General features: G+C 39.1%; 15 protein-coding genes, 1 pseudogene and 1 other annotated feature. Of the genes and pseudogenes, 4 read left to right on the forward strand and 12 right to left on the reverse strand.

Annotation, left to right across the window (positions count from 1 at the left end; translation table 11 throughout):
- Nucleotides 1–5: 5 nt before the first annotated feature.
- The 5 genes and pseudogenes from PQ478_RS12795 to PQ478_RS12815 all read right to left on the reverse strand — a co-directional run bounded on the left by PQ478_RS12795 (nucleotide 6) and on the right by PQ478_RS12815 (nucleotide 4206).
- Nucleotides 6–329: pseudogene (locus tag PQ478_RS12795) on the reverse strand (toprim domain-containing protein).
- Nucleotides 330–539: 210 nt separating this feature from the next.
- On the reverse strand, nucleotides 540–1241 hold the full coding sequence (locus PQ478_RS12800) for a DUF8580 domain-containing lipoprotein (RefSeq protein ID WP_289234520.1): 702 nt from the start codon (nucleotides 1239–1241) through the stop codon (nucleotides 540–542).
- Nucleotides 1242–1340: 99 nt separating this feature from the next.
- Nucleotides 1341–1823, reverse strand: a complete 483-nt coding sequence (locus tag PQ478_RS12805; protein ID WP_012959168.1) for a divergent PAP2 family protein — start codon at nucleotides 1821–1823, stop codon at nucleotides 1341–1343.
- A 56-nt stretch (nucleotides 1824–1879) separates the two neighbouring features.
- On the reverse strand, nucleotides 1880–3268 hold the full coding sequence (locus PQ478_RS12810) for a hypothetical protein (RefSeq protein ID WP_289234521.1): 1389 nt from the start codon (nucleotides 3266–3268) through the stop codon (nucleotides 1880–1882).
- 8 nt (nucleotides 3269–3276) lie between these two features.
- Entirely contained in the window at nucleotides 3277–4206 is a 930-nt protein-coding gene (locus PQ478_RS12815; protein WP_289234522.1) for a hypothetical protein, read from the reverse strand.
- A gap of 215 nt (nucleotides 4207–4421) precedes the next feature.
- On the opposite strand from PQ478_RS12815, the gene PQ478_RS12820 reads away from it, so the two are divergent.
- On the forward strand, nucleotides 4422–5960 hold the full coding sequence (locus PQ478_RS12820; RefSeq protein ID WP_289234523.1) for a hypothetical protein: 1539 nt from the start codon (nucleotides 4422–4424) through the stop codon (nucleotides 5958–5960).
- A 45-nt stretch (nucleotides 5961–6005) separates the two neighbouring features.
- On the opposite strand, the gene PQ478_RS12825 is transcribed toward PQ478_RS12820, so the two are convergent.
- From PQ478_RS12825 to recQ, 4 genes are all read right to left on the reverse strand, one after another.
- On the reverse strand, nucleotides 6006–6341 hold the full coding sequence (locus PQ478_RS12825; RefSeq protein WP_289234524.1) for an SCP2 sterol-binding domain-containing protein: 336 nt from the start codon (nucleotides 6339–6341) through the stop codon (nucleotides 6006–6008).
- A 306-nt stretch (nucleotides 6342–6647) separates the two neighbouring features.
- A complete protein-coding gene (ytxJ, locus tag PQ478_RS12830) occupies nucleotides 6648–6980 on the reverse strand; it encodes a bacillithiol system redox-active protein YtxJ (RefSeq protein ID WP_012959174.1) in 333 nt (110 codons plus the stop codon).
- A gap of 17 nt (nucleotides 6981–6997) precedes the next feature.
- Nucleotides 6998–7852, reverse strand: a complete 855-nt coding sequence (locus PQ478_RS12835; RefSeq protein WP_289234525.1) for a DegV family protein — start codon at nucleotides 7850–7852, stop codon at nucleotides 6998–7000.
- A gap of 152 nt (nucleotides 7853–8004) precedes the next feature.
- Nucleotides 8005–10131, reverse strand: a complete 2127-nt coding sequence (gene recQ / locus PQ478_RS12840) for a DNA helicase RecQ (protein WP_289234526.1) — start codon at nucleotides 10129–10131, stop codon at nucleotides 8005–8007.
- Nucleotides 10132–10220: 89 nt separating this feature from the next.
- On the opposite strand from recQ, the gene PQ478_RS12845 reads away from it, so the two are divergent.
- On the forward strand, nucleotides 10221–10487 hold the full coding sequence (locus PQ478_RS12845; protein WP_012959177.1) for a hypothetical protein: 267 nt from the start codon (nucleotides 10221–10223) through the stop codon (nucleotides 10485–10487).
- Nucleotides 10488–10604: 117 nt separating this feature from the next.
- On the forward strand, nucleotides 10605–12194 hold the full coding sequence (locus tag PQ478_RS12850) for an ABC-F family ATP-binding cassette domain-containing protein (protein ID WP_075682780.1): 1590 nt from the start codon (nucleotides 10605–10607) through the stop codon (nucleotides 12192–12194).
- Between the two features lie 76 nt (nucleotides 12195–12270).
- On the opposite strand, the gene trpS is transcribed toward PQ478_RS12850, so the two are convergent.
- Nucleotides 12271–13269 carry a tryptophan--tRNA ligase gene (gene trpS / locus PQ478_RS12855; protein ID WP_289234527.1) on the reverse strand — a complete coding sequence of 333 codons (999 nt, stop codon included), beginning with the start codon at nucleotides 13267–13269 and terminating at the stop codon, nucleotides 12271–12273.
- Between the two features lie 112 nt (nucleotides 13270–13381).
- Nucleotides 13382–13634: a binding site (T-box leader), on the reverse strand.
- Nucleotides 13635–13789: 155 nt separating this feature from the next.
- Between trpS and PQ478_RS12860 the strand changes: the two genes are divergently transcribed.
- The gene (locus PQ478_RS12860) at nucleotides 13790–14704 is read left to right on the forward strand and encodes a DMT family transporter (protein ID WP_289234528.1); all 915 of its coding nucleotides are present in this window, start codon (nucleotides 13790–13792) and stop codon (nucleotides 14702–14704) included.
- A gap of 13 nt (nucleotides 14705–14717) precedes the next feature.
- Here PQ478_RS12860 and PQ478_RS12865 read toward each other — a convergent pair whose 3' ends face one another.
- Nucleotides 14718–14903, reverse strand: coding sequence for a DUF3970 family protein (locus tag PQ478_RS12865; RefSeq protein ID WP_289234529.1), 186 nt, complete (start codon nucleotides 14901–14903; stop codon nucleotides 14718–14720).
- Nucleotides 14904–14991: 88 nt separating this feature from the next.
- The gene (locus tag PQ478_RS12870; RefSeq protein ID WP_289234530.1) at nucleotides 14992–15612 is read right to left on the reverse strand and encodes a DedA family protein; all 621 of its coding nucleotides are present in this window, start codon (nucleotides 15610–15612) and stop codon (nucleotides 14992–14994) included.
- Nucleotides 15613–15620 lie beyond the last annotated feature (8 nt).

Here is a 15620-nt window from a genome sequence, read left to right on the forward strand (position 1 = left end):
CTTCTTTAATGTTTCACCTCAAAATACCCCCTGAGCACCTGGCTCAAATAATCAAGCGGAGTCGTTTCAACCTGTCCATATCCCCTTTGTGTATAAAGGTGAGTTGCATTCGGGAGCTCTCTTTTTAACTGTTTTCTTAATTTCTCGCCCGCCTCATCTGCATCAACTAAAATGTAGACATCTTGGTCTTCAAAAGGTAGGATTTATTGTTCAAGCTTTTCATCGCTCAGGGTCCCATACGTACAAACGATATCAATGGATTCATTTAATACTTTCTTCACTCGTTTGCGGTCATTCGTCCCTTCAACGATCAAAATTTTCTCCTCCATGCTTCTCACACTCCTCAGGGCTTGTGTTATGTGTTATATCTTATTGATATGAGCGTATTATCTATATACTACTTATATTACCCTTCGCAACACGGAATTTATCTCTTTTTACAGTACCATAGTCTTCCTTCTGCTGTCTTTATTCACCACTATCTACCCTATAATAAAAAAGAACCATCCTGACTGAAATCAGAATGGTACGTCCCTTACTTATGGATGTACTGTTTCTAGCATAGCCAGCATGCTAGGAGCAACGCCTTCCTGTGCCTCTTTAGCAGGTAGAAAGACGGTCAATTGAAACAACTCCCCTTCTGCCTCTTTCGCCAAATGATAGATCGTCGTTCGCTCTCCACTAATCTCAACTGATTCCTTTAGGGCATATTGCAGGCCGCTCATTGGCAGGTCTTGAAGGTTTTCAATCTCTCCTTGGGCATGCTCTTCAATAGCACCCTTTAATTTCTCTGCCGAACCTTCATTCTTATGTGGGATAATACGTGTGAAAAAGTCTCCATCATTGTTGAAAACAAGGGCATCTCTGCCTGGCTCTTCACTATGAAGCGTATACCCTTCTAGCACATAGATCCCATATCCAAGTTCGCTGCGGTTAAACTGAGCAACACGCGTTTCTGTCTGCCCTTCTATTTCAAACGTCAATTCTTTTTCGTCTGCTAATTCAATTTCCCCTTCACCATTCTCCGCTTCCTCTGGCGATTCCACGTCGTTTCCGTCTTCATGTTCACCGTTTTCTCCCTGTTCACCATCTGTTTCTTCCTCATCAACCACTTCCTCTTCCACTCCACCCTCTTCATTCTCCTCAACAGGCTGCTCTTCTTGTGAATCTTCTACCGGCTGATTACAAGCTGTGAGCATAACTAAAAAGGAAATAATTAATACCCCGATTAACTTTTTCATTTTTGTGCACCCCTTATATTCTTTATCAATAAGACGCCTGTTAGTGAGTATACGTTTCATCTCAAAAAAAAGAATTGCCCACTTTCGGCAATTCCTCCATTAAAATATAAATGATTTCTTTTTTCTTCTGCCTGTCAATGCATAGCTAATTCCACCTGTAATCAGCCCTAAAAGAGCGCCTCCAACAACTTCTTCAGGCTGATGACCTAAACGTTCTCTTAATTTCACAGAGCGTTTCTCACTTTGTTTCGCATGAGAGTCCCCAGCCATTCGTTCAAGGTCTGCATTCATTTCATTCACTTTAATCGTTAATTCACCTGTTTGGCGTCTAATTCCTTGTGCATCATACATCACAATTAAGCCAAATACAGTGGAAAGAGCAAAATCTACGGATGATACCCCGCGCTCTAGTGCTACATACGTGGCAAGAGCTGTGACCCCTGCAGAGTGAGAGCTTGGCATACCTCCCGTTTCTAACAACGTATCCCACTCCCACTGGTCCGTTTGCATTTTTTTAATAGGAACTTTAAGGCTTTGCGCAAGCCCGATTGTTAACAGCGCAGTCAGCATTGGCCGATTCATCTTCTTCACCTCACGCTTAGCGTTTGATGAGTGAAGTGATTTTATTCTTATGCAAATTAATAATTAAAGATATCTTGAGGGATGGTGAATGAGTCGTTCAGATCAACATTGATACCGATATTTTCAAATGACAAGGTGATCTCATCTAGTTCTTCCACTTTTCTCTGATCAAGCAAAAGCTCAAAAGAATGTTCCGATGAACCGCTGCCCATATAAAGGTACTGAGGATCTAATTTTTCATTATCTGAGCTGAAGCTAAGGATATTAGCCCGTTCAAACTCCTCATTCTCTGACCATTGTGTATCTCCGTAATCAATTGATACATGCGATAAATCATAATGGTAAGAGGCGTCTTCATTCGGAATAAAACTGAACTCAATGTTGTAATGCTGATCCTGATTATAAGATACTTGCTTAATTAAAATGGTCCCATATTCCCCGCTATAAATTTCTGCATCCTTGACACTCTCAAATAATTCTTCATCTGTAGGAAGTTTAACATCTATACGTTCATTACTTATTAAATACATAGAGTTCATTGTAAATGTAAGATCATTAACAGGTTCGCTGTAAGTATCATAACTGATTAAATAGGTATAATTATCTTTCTTCATTCCCACTGAACTGTTTGAATCTCCAGCTCCTGTTAAGTAGCCCCAAAGTGAATCAAGCATTAAGTCTGGGTGCTCCATAAACTTAAATTGCAGATCAAATGATTCAGGATGAGCTCTGATCGAATCAACTTTAACGGATAAATCTCCTATATCCATAACAGATGAACCATTGATTTCATTATATGGAATATCATCATATTGATAATCCACATCCAACGTAATTGATTCGATTTGATGAATGTTTCCTCCCGAATGGACCGTGGTTGGAGTTAATTTGATCTCATCAAGCTCTACAATTTCGATATCCGGTGAAAAATACGGCAGGTAAAACATGGCCACACCATAATACCGCCCGTCTTTATAAACATGGTTGAATCCCGTAAACTCATTGTCTGAGTACACTTCATTATAATATTCAAAATCATGATCATCGAACTCAATCCGGCTTGTTAGTTTAGGGAAATCATGTATGCGTTCTGTGTCATCTGCTAAATCCACACTGTAAAAGAGGAATGAATGATGACTTTTACGAACCCACACCTCTTCTATGCGAAGCGTATCATTCGTATCACCTAACTCCCACTCTGTATCATAGGTTCTCGTCAACCCCAACTCTCTTGCCTTCGTAATACCAGGTGCGGCCTTCTCCATGACTTCGACTAAACCTTCTTCATCAACTTCATTTAAATAAGAATAAATTCTGTCCGTGACTTCTTCCTTATTGTTTTTGTCATCGGTACCAGCTGTTTCGTAACCAAGTGATTGGATATAAGCAAACAAGGTCAGTCCGGCTAATAGAAAGAGGATAATGATCCATTTTTGTTTATTCATATCTCTGTCTATGCCTCTTCTATCAAACGGATACGCTGCTGTTTGATTAGCTCTTTTTCTGTTTGGATTTCTGTTTGAAACTCAATCAAGGAGTCAATTGCTTCATCCACCTTATATTTCATCTTTTCGGTTTGTTTGAGTGAATCATTGATTTTCCCATGGACCATCCAATCAACGATAAAGCCGTCAAAGAAGTAATCAGCGAACGTAAGCATGTCACCGATATGAATGGAATATGAGGCAAACTTTTGTACGTCTTTCATTTCTTCTTCAAAATGGCGGAGCTTTCGCTGAGCTTGATGAATATCGCTTTTAGCATCATTGATCTTGCTATGCTTAATTGCTGTTGATACCATTCCGCCTCCAAACAAATCCCATGTTGACCAGCCCTTTGCACTGTTTAAAGAGGAGATTGCAATCGATAAGGCAGAACTGGCCTGATTACCTGCGCTGATTGCTTCTTTTAATTCGTTTAGAATCAACTTTTTGTTCGCTTCTTCTTCACTTAATTCATCAATTTCAACTGTTAATTTACTATTACTTGATTGAAGCTGCTTTTCTTTCTCATGCATGAGCTGCTCATATTTTTTAATAGGGGCGCCGAGATTGGTCAATTTTTGCTTGATCTCTTCTATTTCCCTCTCAAGGTCTGCTGCTGTCTCCTTAGCTTCTTCATACTTTAGCTGGGCAGCTGCCGCTTCTTGCTGCTCCTTTTCCATCTTTTCAAGCTTCTGACCGGTGATCGTATAAAATAGATTGGAAAACGATAATCCTTCTAATCGCTCAACATCTAGCTGTTCTTTCTTTAATTGATTTTTCAACTGTATGATTTTCGCTTGTTCTTCCCTCAAATAATCTTTTGCCCGCTTTAGATGATCCTCCCATTTTTCCTTTTGACGAATGTTTTCTTTACATGTCTCTAATAATTTCTGATTCATTTGAATATTCCCCCTCACCCTCTTTACGATATCATATCAAAAAATGTTTCAATTTCCTTTTTTTTAAATAGATGTAAATATTTTTAGTGAGTAATTATTTTTTGAAAACACTTAGTATTACAACTTTACTCTGTAGACGCTTTCACGTGTTGCAGTAAATGCTTTAATGAGATAGTATTTGATAGCACATTTGTATAATAGTTAGGAGTATGTCAATGGAAATCGTTCATCAGCTTTCACAGGTACAAGTTTTAAACCAGTTTTGGTTATTATTGTTTTTTATCGTTCCTATGGTGATTATCTCAAGGATGGTTGTTGCAGGATCTAGGTTTTCACCGATTTTAATTATCGTTATTTTCGGTTTGCTTTTAGGATTTTTGTTAGTTGAGGTCAATATTGCAACACCTGGTCTTCCAGAATTCCCGCTTGTTGATTTTATGGCGCGTACGACGATTATCGCTTTGATCGTTTCCTTCTTTGTAGGTGGTCAAGAATTACGTAAGATTCTTGGAAACAAAGAGATGGAAGTGAAGGATATTGTCGTCCCTATGAATGAAGAAGTGGTACTAGGTACAGGCCGTACTCATTTCATCTTCATCCTTCGTTCGTTCTTCTTATTAATTGGGATTGAAGGATTCATGAGAATGTTCTTGCAGCCAGGATCGCTTGATACAGTAGCTGGCTTTTACCCGCTTATTGCGTTTATCGGTTTGATTGCCTCTGTTATTTTAGTCGATAACAAAGCTCAAGTTGGCAATAAGCATATCTACATTCGTAAAGGGCTTCTTGAGACAGCTCTTATTATCATCGTTTTATTTATTTCATTTGCGATTGCCCAAGCAGTACAGCCAATCATTGCCCTGCCGCAAATTTTCTTTGCTATGATGATCTCAGCAGCGATCGGAGCTATTTTTTATAACTGGACATTTGGTCCGACCGTTCGTGCTTTACTATTTGCCGGTATTCCTGTTGTCCTTGCAGCGAACTTCATGGTCGGAGGTTCACGAATTGGGGATGCATTTGCCATTGAAGGTATGAATGCCGTTCTATTCTATGGCTTCTTTGGTCAATTGTTCTGGATGTTTGGCGGTATTGCCCTTGTGATGTTTATTGCTAAAACAGCTCACACACGCAACCTAGCACCAGGAATGGCAGGTTCATTGTCCCACTCAGGTCTGACAGGCGCTTGTACAGCTGGAGACTTTGGTAAGGTGGCGGCTCAACGTGCACCAATTATGATTAATATTCCGTTTTTCGGACATATTTTCGTATTCTCTGTTCTTGCGATTAGTGCAGAACAAGGCTCATTATGGTTCATTCCAACAGCCATTATCGTAACAATTGGTATTGTTTTAACAGCGCTGGCACTTAAAAATTTACGCAATGCAAATGGTGAGGATCGTAAAGAGGTAAAAGCGTTAATGCAATTCTCATTTGGATGGCAGATCTGTGCAGTATTCGGTGGTCTTGCCCTGCTAAGTATGAGTTCAATGTCATTTGAATACGGAGCAATGGCGCAAACTTCAGCTATTTCTCACTTTGGTTTATTTGCAGCGATTCAAGGTGAAATGTTTGGGGTTGAATCTTCACTCCTTATTCCATTCATCTTCTCTATGCCGTTTCTAGTTCACCCTGTCGTGTTCTTTATGTTCGGTAAAGCAATGGAAAATAACGGAGAGATGCCTAAGCTGCCGGTTTATATCATGGCAATCATCGGTTTGATTGGTATCAGTTTCGCTATTTTTGCTCTATAAATAAAATGAAAACAGGTCGTCCACTAGCGGATGACCTGTTTTTTATTAGGATACTTCTTTATATTCTTTTACTAATTGCTGCAGTTTCATCGCCAGTCCCATACTGCCGTCTACTTTTAATTTACCGCTCATAAAGGCCATCGTCGTATTTAAATCATCATTCAACATCTTTATGAATGATTCATCATTCATTTTAAGGGTGACATTAGGCTCTTCTGTGGCCTCTTCTATCATATATGCTTTTCCATCTTTAAATTGCACTTGAATGCTTCCTGACTCCTTTAAATCAAATTGAAATACGCGGTCTTTCTCCTCAGCAATAGGTGCTGGTTCACGGTTCATTTTTTCTACTAATGCTCTTAGCTGCTCTTTAGCGTTCATTTTGAGTTCCCCCTTTTATTTGTTACTCTGACAAAGATTCGACAATGATTGCCGAACTCCTCCCTCAAATAAAAAAAGTTATAAATTCCTCTGCAATATTTTACACATTTTTGCATAATTCGCCTCTTGCTCGTGCATTCTATAAGTAGGAGGCGGTTTTAATGGAGTTTATGAGGATCTTACAATACATCTGTTCATTTGGCGGGGCAAGTTGTTTAATATTCACTTATATTCAAATGGCTCGAAAGAAAGTAAAAAAGCCGCTTCAAAAATGAAGCGGCTTTCAGATTGTTGAGAACTCTATATTTAAGCAAGTGCTTTTTCAATTTTCTTTTTTGTAATCGAGAAATGTGAATCAACCCATTTAACTTGTTTCTTGTCTAAAATAAATAGTTGTGGAGATTCATGCTTCACACCTAGTTCTTCTGAAATTAGATTAGATACAGGTCGTGACTCGATGACTTTAACCATAGCATACGTGTGAGCATTCTCGTTCGAAGAATTTATAAATGATTGAAATTCATCATATGCCTCTGCACTAATAGGACAAGTTGTACTATGCTTCAATAATAAAACAGGACCATCATCTGATTGCTTAAATAAATCATGCCACTCTTGGTCTGTTGTTATTTCTTTCATGCTCATCACTCCTCTTTTTAGTTTGATTCAGAATAATACATTAATGCAATCGCACCAGGTCCGGTGTGAGTGCTGATAATCGGTGAAGTTGGGTAAATGGTGATATCAACTGACTCATTAATTGATTCAACGGATTGCTTTAATTTTGCAGCAAGTGCTTCTGCATCTGCATGAGCAATACCCACTTTTTTTACGACTCTTCCTTTTGTCTCATCAGCAAACGTCTTCGTTAGCGTCTGAATCATCTGCATATGAGTACGTACCTTTGTAACAGGTGTATACACTCCATCCGCTAAAGAAGCAATCGGTTTAATTTTTAGTAAAGAGCCGAGTAATGCCTTCCCACGTCCAATTCTTCCGCCTTTTTTTAAGTACTCTAATGTATCAACCATTATAAATAATGATGTACCCTCACGTACCTTATCAATGGCTTTAATAATCTCCTCTACAGACTTCCCTTCCTTTGCAAGTTCAGCCGCTTTAACTACTTGAAAGGCTAAAGCCTGAGAAATAAATCGTGAATTAACAACGGTTACATCAGCATTACTCATGTCTGCTGCAGTTTGTGCTGCATTCATCGTTCCACTCATACCTTCTGTTATATGAATCGAGATGATCTTCACATCATCACCACTTGCTGCTAAGCGGTTATAGGTTTCTTCAAATACCCCAACTGCAGGCTGTGAACTTTTTGGTAATTCCTCACTCGCTCTCAGTTTATCCATAAATTCAGAAGCTGTTATATCAACCCCGTCTAAAAACGTCTCTTCTCCAAATGTTATCGATAAGGGAACAACCTCTATTCCATGCTTTGCAGCTAGCTCTGCAGGTAAATCACAAGTTGAATCCGTAACAATTTTTATCGTCGTCATATTCACATTCTCCTTTATCTTCCCGTTCGCTTGTCCCATTCCCGAAATGGGCAAAAAACTTCTCTCTAGCCCCTATCATACCACATTTCTGACACCTTATCGGCCCTTAACCATGAATTATCTATGATCAATTAAGTGAATTTTTATTTAAATCACTTCTCTATTGTAAAGCGGATCTCTTGATATGTTATATGATCTCCGAGTGCTTCTTTTATCGGTCGAAGCCTATCTGTTCCGATTTGTTCAGCAGCCTTTTCAATTTCCTTTCGAACCTCTTCTTCCACATAAGTTGGCAGCTTAAGATCGATGCCCTCATCTTTTGATTTAAGAATGTGGTTTAATACCGTTTGTTCGCTCAGCCCTCGCTCTTTTGCAATATCCTCTACCTTCTGACCATCTTGAAACATCTTAATTGTGATGAGGTGGCTTCCTTTTGTTGCTTTCGTGCCTTTAGAACTTGAGCTTAATCTAGTTGCTGTTTCATTAATCATTGTTGTTTTTTGATCCTTAAACGAACTGAGTACATCCAAGAAAGTCTCTCCATACCGCTCAAGTTTTTGTTCGCCCACTCCCTGTATCATGGATAATTCCTCTTTAGTTAATGGAATATATTGACTCATCTGCTTGAGCGTTTTATCAGAGAACACCATATAAGGAGGGATATTTTCTTTTGCTGCAAGATTTTTTCTGCAATCCCGTAATGCTTCAAATACTTCATCATTTTCTTCTGCCTCTTCTTTTTGCAAAGCAACAAATTGATGAACTTGCTTTTCCCCTTTAAGAACAGGCAGAGCTAAATCAGTCAGCTGAAGTGTTGGATACTGTGAACCAGTGGGTTTAATGTATTTCTCGGCTGTTAAATAGTCAATAAACTCTGCCACATACTTTGCCGTATACCCGCTCATAATGCCATAGGTCGGAAGAGTATAAAGCTGCAGCTGTTTTATTTTTTGATTTTCAGAGCCAGCTAATACTTGAGCCACCATCATTTTTCCGAAGCGTTCCCTCATTCGTTTTATACAAGAGAAAACCATTTGTGCCTCTTTCGTTCGGTCCACTTTTTCTCCTTCACGGACACATGATGAGCACCTGCCGCAATCCGCTTTAGACACATCCCCAAAATAGCTTAAGATGTACGTCATTAAGCAGCCTTCCGTATGAATATAAGACGTCATTTGTTGAAGCTTCTCATACTCTTGAGCTTTACGGTCTTCTGTCAGCTCAGATTGTTCAATTAAAAAGGATTGAACACGAATATCTTGAGGGCTGAACAAGAGTACACATTCACTATCTTCTCCGTCTCGTCCGGCACGACCAGCCTCTTGGTAATATGATTCGATTGTACGCGGCATATTGTAGTGGACAACGTACCTGACATTACTTTTATCAATCCCCATCCCAAACGCATTGGTCGCTACCATCACACTTACTTGATCATGCAAAAAAGCTTCTTGATGTCGTGCTCTTTCATTTTCATTCAGTCCACCGTGATACATTGCTGCCTGAATATCGACCTCTTGTAACTTATGATACAGCTGTTCCACTTCTTTACGTGTATTTGCATACATAATCCCGGCTTCGCTTTTATGGGTTTGTACATACTGTTTCACATAACGCCATTTATCTATTCCCTTTAATACCTTTAACGTTAAATTCTCACGATTAAAACCGGTGACAACCGTATTCTCGTTTTGGATGTCTAGATGATTTTGGATGTCTTTTTGTACTGCCTTAGTGGCTGTAGCAGTTAAAGCTAAGACTGGCGGCCTTTGATTAAAATTGTTGAGCCACGCTGAAATCCCTAAATAGCTCGGTCTAAAATCATGCCCCCATTGAGACAAACAATGGGCTTCATCAATAGCTACTAATGAAAGCGGAATTGAAGCTAGCAGTTGTTGGAAGAATGGCTGCACTAATCGTTCGGGCGCAACATACACCAGTTTATACTCACCTGTCTGAATAAGACTGATCCGTTCTTCTTCCTCTTCTCTTGTTAATGTACTATTTAAATATGTAGCTGCTATATCAAGCTGATGAAGGGCATCTACTTGATCTTTCATTAATGATATTAATGGCGAGATCACCAATGTTACTCCTTCAAGAGTAAGCGCTGGAATTTGATAACAAAGAGATTTCCCCCCGCCTGTAGGCATAATCCCAAGCGTATCTTTTTGGGCTAACACCTGTTCAATAATTTGTTGTTGACCATACCTAAAGGAATCATAGCCATAATACGTTTTTAGAATCTGTTCTGCCTCATGCATTTTCTCTATACTCAACAGCCTCTCCCCTTTTCAAATGGATGATAAAAATGAATATTATGGGCACATTATACGTAATAACCATACGTTAGAAAGGTGTGTTCCTGATGAACTTTACGTTAAAACAAAAGAATACCATCGGATTGATTATTGTTGCCTTGATTTATTTAGCTCCTGTCTTGATTATGATTGCAACAAGAGATACATTTCTTCATTCAGTCGAACGTTTCCCGCTTGACTTCTCATTATACTTTGCTGTTTTACTTGGGGCAATCATTGTCAATTACTCTTTAAAATCAATGAAATTTCTTGCTGTGGTGATGCTCGCAGCTGGTGCAGGCCTTGCTGTATATGCTTTTTATTACTTATTGTAATCATTTTTCGAATCGCATTTTATGATGTTTTTTTGAGAAAACAGCTCTTTGGCTATCCTCTTGTTGTTAGGAATGGTATAATTCATACGATTACAGACATTGGAGGCATATAGCTACATGATTACAGTAACAAATGTTGGTCTACAATATGGGGACCGTAAACTATTTGAAGAAGTTAATATTAAATTTACACCTGGTAACTGTTACGGCTTAATTGGTGCGAACGGCGCAGGGAAATCAACGTTCTTGAAAATTTTATCTGGTGAAATTGAACCACAACAAGGCGACGTGCATATGAAGCCTGGCCAGCGTCTCGCTGTGTTAAAGCAGAACCACTTCGAATACGAAGAGTATGAAGTGCTTCAAACAGTTATTATGGGACATGCACGCCTTTACCAAGTGATGCAGGAGAAAGATGCTATTTACATGAAGGAAGATTTTTCTGATGAAGATGGCATTAAAGCAGCGGAGCTTGAAGGTGAATTTGCAGAGTTAAATGGTTGGGAAGCCGAGTCTGAAGCTGCGATCCTACTAAAAGGATTAGGCATTCAAGAAGATCTTCACTCAAAGAAAATGGCTGATCTAACAGGTAGTGAGAAAGTAAAAGTATTACTTGCTCAAACGTTATTTGGTGAGCCCGATGTCCTTTTACTAGATGAGCCGACTAACCACCTTGACTTACAAGCGATTCAGTGGCTAGAAGAATTCTTAATTAACTTTGAGAATACTGTCATTGTTGTTTCCCATGACCGTCACTTCTTAAACAAAGTATGTACTCATATCGCAGACCTTGATTTTGGCAAGATTCAAATTTATGTAGGTAACTACGATTTCTGGTATGAGTCCAGTCAGTTAGCTCTTAAAATGGCTCAAGACCAAAATAAGAAAAAAGAAGAAAAAATTAAAGAGCTTCAAAACTTCGTAGCTAGATTCAGCGCGAATGCTTCTAAATCGAAACAAGCAACGTCACGTAAAAAGCTGCTTGATAAGATCTCTTTAGACGATATTAAACCTTCTTCCCGTAAATATCCATATGTACACTTCCAACCGGAACGTGAAATCGGGAATGATTTGCTTCGTGTTGAAGGATTAACAAAAACAATTGATGGCGAAAAAGTTCTAAACAACGTCAGCTTTACAATGAATAAAGACGATAAGATCGCTTTAGTTGGTACAAATGAAATTGCGAAAACCGTTTTATTCAAAATTTTAGCTGGTGAAATGGAGCCTGACAGCGGTTCGTATAAGTGGGGAGTAACCACCTCTCAAGCTTACTTCCCTAAAGATAACTCCGAATACTTCGAAGGCTGTGACTTAAACCTTGTCAACTGGCTGCGTCAATACTCTCCGGAAGACGATAGTGAAACATTCTTACGCGGCTTCCTTGGAAGAATGTTGTTCTCTGGTGAGGAAGTATTGAAAAAAGCAAGCGTGCTTTCAGGGGGAGAAAAAGTTCGTTGTATGCTGTCTAAAATGATGTTAAGCGGTGCAAATGTATTGCTGTTAGATGAGCCTACTAACCACTTAGATCTTGAATCAATTACAGCTGTAAATAATGGCTTAATTGCCTTCAAAGGCTCCATGATCTTCTCGAGTCATGACCATCAATTTAATGAATCCATTGCTAACCGTATTATTGAACTTACGGAAGATGGCTTAATTGATAAGCAAATGACTTACAATGAATTCCTTGAATACAAAAAGTAATAAGTTAAGCCGCTAGTTATTCACTAGCGGCTTTTTTATATTGAATTATTTTGTGTTTTTAATTCATTACGTGAAATTATAATTGAATCAGCCCGATTGCCTTCCTCACTTTAGCAATCGTTACCTGCGCTGATTCTTGCGCTTTTTTAGCCCCTTCTCGTAAAATGTCATCCACATCGATATCACTGTAGGCCAGAGCGCGCTTTTGCATCGGTTCTGTCAGCTCAATGATAGATTCACTAAGCATTTGCTTACACCTTACACATCCTATATTTGCATCGCTGCATCTCTTCTCTATATCTTTCCTCACTTCTTCATTGGAAAAATAGGAATGGAGATGATATACATTACAGCCACCTACTGTCGGGTGGCCGGGATCGCTTAGATGGGTACGTGTTGGATCAGAATAAGCTCTCTTCACTTTATTTTCGATTGTTTCTTTTGAATCTTGCAGAGAAATATAGGTTTTCGCCCCTAATGATTTACTCATTTTTCCTTTTCCGCCTAATGAGGGTACCCTCGCCTCTTTTTCAACCATTCCGTTTGGCAAAGTCAATATTTCTCCATACATAGAATTAAATTTGCGTGCGAGATCTCTTGCAATTTCGATGTGCACAAGCTGATCTGCTCCAACAGGCACCTTATGAGCTCCATGAATAAACATATCAGCTGCCATTAAGACCGGATACCCTACTAACCCATAACTAACGTGATCAGCATGCTGTTTTGCTTTTTCTTTAAATGTGGGACATCTTAACAGCTCACCAATAGGCATAACCATACTCAAGTAAAGATGTAATTCACTTATCTCAGCAGCCAATGATGATTGGGCGTAAATCGTTGCCTGATTTGGGTCAAGGCCGGCTCCTAAATAACTTCTCACTGCATCACGTGTCCTTGATTTTATTAATTCGGGCTTAGGATGTGTCGTTAATGCATGCAAATCAACTATAAAATAGTAAGCCTCATATTCTTTTTGCAGCCTATGAATTTCCTTCATCGCTCCTATATAATTTCCAAGGTGGAGATCGCCTGTTGGTCTGATCCCTGATACTAAAGTTTGTTTTTGAGTCATCACTATCTCTCCTTATTTGTTTTATTCATGTCGGAAAAAGTCTTTGCCACCACCAATCAGAATCCATGACGATCACCCCCTTTAATAAATAAAAAAAGCCCTCCACATCCTATACAAGGACGGGAGAGCCCGTGGTACCACCTTTATTGGTTTATATGCACAACTTAATAAACCCGCTTAAACCGTCTCATTTTTATGAAACAGCATCCCCTGATAACGTCGGGACCAACACGATACAGCCTACTTGTTATGTTCAGCCTACAGCTCAAAAGTCCATTCCATACACAGCCAGCACTCGTTTCCACCTGCCACGAGCTCTCTTAAGAAGGCTTTAAGTATGTACTCCTCTTTCTCATCGCTTTTTTTATGTACGTACATGTGTCATCTTTTAAGAAAGTATATGCTACTATTGGCATTTCTGCAATCTCTTTTACTAATTCTTACAAAATACATGTACCCTGCTTACAAGCTATATGAGTCGTGATATGATAATAGGAATGGATGTGTGGAGGGATGATGGATGAGCGTTAAAGAAGCCTATCTTTATGCTGTCTTAGGCGCAGCTCTTTGGGGGATTATTGGTTTATTTGTGCAGCCCCTTTATTCGTATGGCTTTACAGCTTGGGAAATAGTCGCAATACGAGCAATCTTTTCTGCGCTCTTGCTAGTGGGCTATTTGATTATTACAAATAGAAAGATGCTAAGGATTCACATTCGCGATCTGCCTTTATTTATTGGTACCGGTATTATCAGTATTGTATTCTTTAATTGGTGCTTCTTTACCGTGATTGATCAATCAAATCTATCGCTGGCAGTTGTCCTTTTATATACGGGCCCATTTTTTGTAACGCTGTTATCTCGAATATTTTTTAAAGAATGGTTAACACCAAATAAAGTAACAGCCCTAGTACTGACAATTATAGGCTGTGCGTTTGTCGTTGGTCTTCTCCCAAGCTTCAACACAGTTATTACTCCGTATATACTGCTAGTTGGTATTGGATCTGGGTTCTTTTATGCCTTGTACAGCATATTTGCTAAAGTGAGTTCGAAACGATATTCTTCAATGACCATTACTACGTATTCGTTTATTTGTGCAGCTATGTTTATGATTCCTACATCAGGGTTATGGAACAAAGCTCATTTATTCACTCAGATAGATGTAGTCGGTTATGGACTCGGGCTGGCCTTTTTCCCCACTGTTTTAGCTTACTTGCTTTATACACGTGGCTTAGCCGAGATCGAATCCAGCCGGGCTTCTATTTTATCTACGATTGAACCTGTGGTAGCAATCGGCATCGGATTTCTCATTTTCAAAGACCAATTATCGCTGATTCAATGGTTCGGAGTAGCTCTTGTTCTCTTCTCTATCTTTTTAGTTTCAAAGCCGGATAAAGCACGCTCTATAAAAAAACAGACACCCAAGCATGCCGTGTAGGGTGTCTGTTTTCTTATGATTTGCGTTTTATATCAACATACTGCATAATCTCTTTACTGTTTCTATACTTCGGATTGTTCGTGCGCGTTGAATCTCTTAATTCAGAGGCGTACGTAACCTCGAAGTTCTGAAGCTTCTCAAGGTCTTTCATAAAATCAACTAATTCTTTTTGATCTCTCCCGCTGACTCTCACTCTCATTTTGCATTCCCCTTTCGTACGTACGCTATCATAGATCAAAAGATGAAAATTGGCAACAAAAAAATACCTGATAAACCTTCAGGCATTTTCATTGATCATTAGGCTGCTGCTTTCTGTGACGTTCTCTTCTGTATTTAATAAAGGTATAAATGCCAAATAAGATCGCAATTCCTATTAATGTGTAAATTAATTGTTGAACAAATGAGGACCAGTCTTTAATCGAACGGCCGTAATGAAATCCAATCCAATAGTAAAGGTTCATCCAAACAAAAGCAGAACTAAATCCGATCGCCGCAAAACGTTGATAGGAAATAGCTGACAACCCTACACTAAATGGCACCGCATGCCTGATAAAAGGAAAAAAGTAACTAAACGATGCTGCCTTTAATCCATAACGATCAAGCAGCTCTTTTCCCTTTAATGCCCGCCTATACCAAATCGACCGTTCTTCTTTAATAGGAATGGATTTAGTACCTAAGAAATGACCAACGATATAAAGGGATGTCCCGTGCACAAGAATGCTTGCATAAACGACAAACATAGCTGGGATAGGATTTACATAAGCAGTGGTAGCAATCAGTCCTCCACTCATCAGGAGGATTTCATTTGGGACTGGAAAAAAGAATAATCCGATTGAAAAAATCAGAAACAAGGCCATATAACCATGACTTTGGATAAAAGAGATCATTTCAGTAAAAGCAACCATCATGGCCCCCT

The sequence above is a fragment of the Alkalihalophilus pseudofirmus genome (genome assembly GCF_029094545.1).
GTDB lineage: Bacteria > Bacillota > Bacilli > Bacillales > Bacillaceae_D > Alkalihalophilus > Alkalihalophilus pseudofirmus.

What these genes read in the sequence shown, in the direction of transcription:
- PQ478_RS12800 (WP_289234520.1), bottom strand. Translation starts at nt 1,241, where the DNA reads ATGAAAAAGTTAATCGGGGTATTAATTATTTCCTTTTTAGTTATGCTC.
- PQ478_RS12805 (WP_012959168.1), bottom strand. Translation starts at nt 1,823, where the DNA reads ATGAATCGGCCAATGCTGACTGCGCTGTTAACAATCGGGCTTGCGCAA.
- PQ478_RS12810 (WP_289234521.1), bottom strand. Translation starts at nt 3,268, where the DNA reads ATGAATAAACAAAAATGGATCATTATCCTCTTTCTATTAGCCGGACTG.
- PQ478_RS12815 (WP_289234522.1), bottom strand. Translation starts at nt 4,206, where the DNA reads ATGAATCAGAAATTATTAGAGACATGTAAAGAAAACATTCGTCAAAAG.
- PQ478_RS12820 (WP_289234523.1), top strand. Translation starts at nt 4,422, where the DNA reads ATGGAAATCGTTCATCAGCTTTCACAGGTACAAGTTTTAAACCAGTTT.
- PQ478_RS12825 (WP_289234524.1), bottom strand. Translation starts at nt 6,341, where the DNA reads ATGAACGCTAAAGAGCAGCTAAGAGCATTAGTAGAAAAAATGAACCGT.
- ytxJ (WP_012959174.1), bottom strand. Translation starts at nt 6,980, where the DNA reads ATGAAAGAAATAACAACAGACCAAGAGTGGCATGATTTATTTAAGCAA.
- PQ478_RS12835 (WP_289234525.1), bottom strand. Translation starts at nt 7,852, where the DNA reads ATGACGACGATAAAAATTGTTACGGATTCAACTTGTGATTTACCTGCA.
- PQ478_RS12845 (WP_012959177.1), top strand. Translation starts at nt 10,221, where the DNA reads ATGAACTTTACGTTAAAACAAAAGAATACCATCGGATTGATTATTGTT.
- PQ478_RS12850 (WP_075682780.1), top strand. Translation starts at nt 10,605, where the DNA reads ATGATTACAGTAACAAATGTTGGTCTACAATATGGGGACCGTAAACTA.
- trpS (WP_289234527.1), bottom strand. Translation starts at nt 13,269, where the DNA reads ATGACTCAAAAACAAACTTTAGTATCAGGGATCAGACCAACAGGCGAT.
- PQ478_RS12860 (WP_289234528.1), top strand. Translation starts at nt 13,790, where the DNA reads ATGAGCGTTAAAGAAGCCTATCTTTATGCTGTCTTAGGCGCAGCTCTT.
- PQ478_RS12865 (WP_289234529.1), bottom strand. Translation starts at nt 14,903, where the DNA reads ATGAGAGTGAGAGTCAGCGGGAGAGATCAAAAAGAATTAGTTGATTTT.
- PQ478_RS12870 (WP_289234530.1), bottom strand. Translation starts at nt 15,612, where the DNA reads ATGATGGTTGCTTTTACTGAAATGATCTCTTTTATCCAAAGTCATGGT.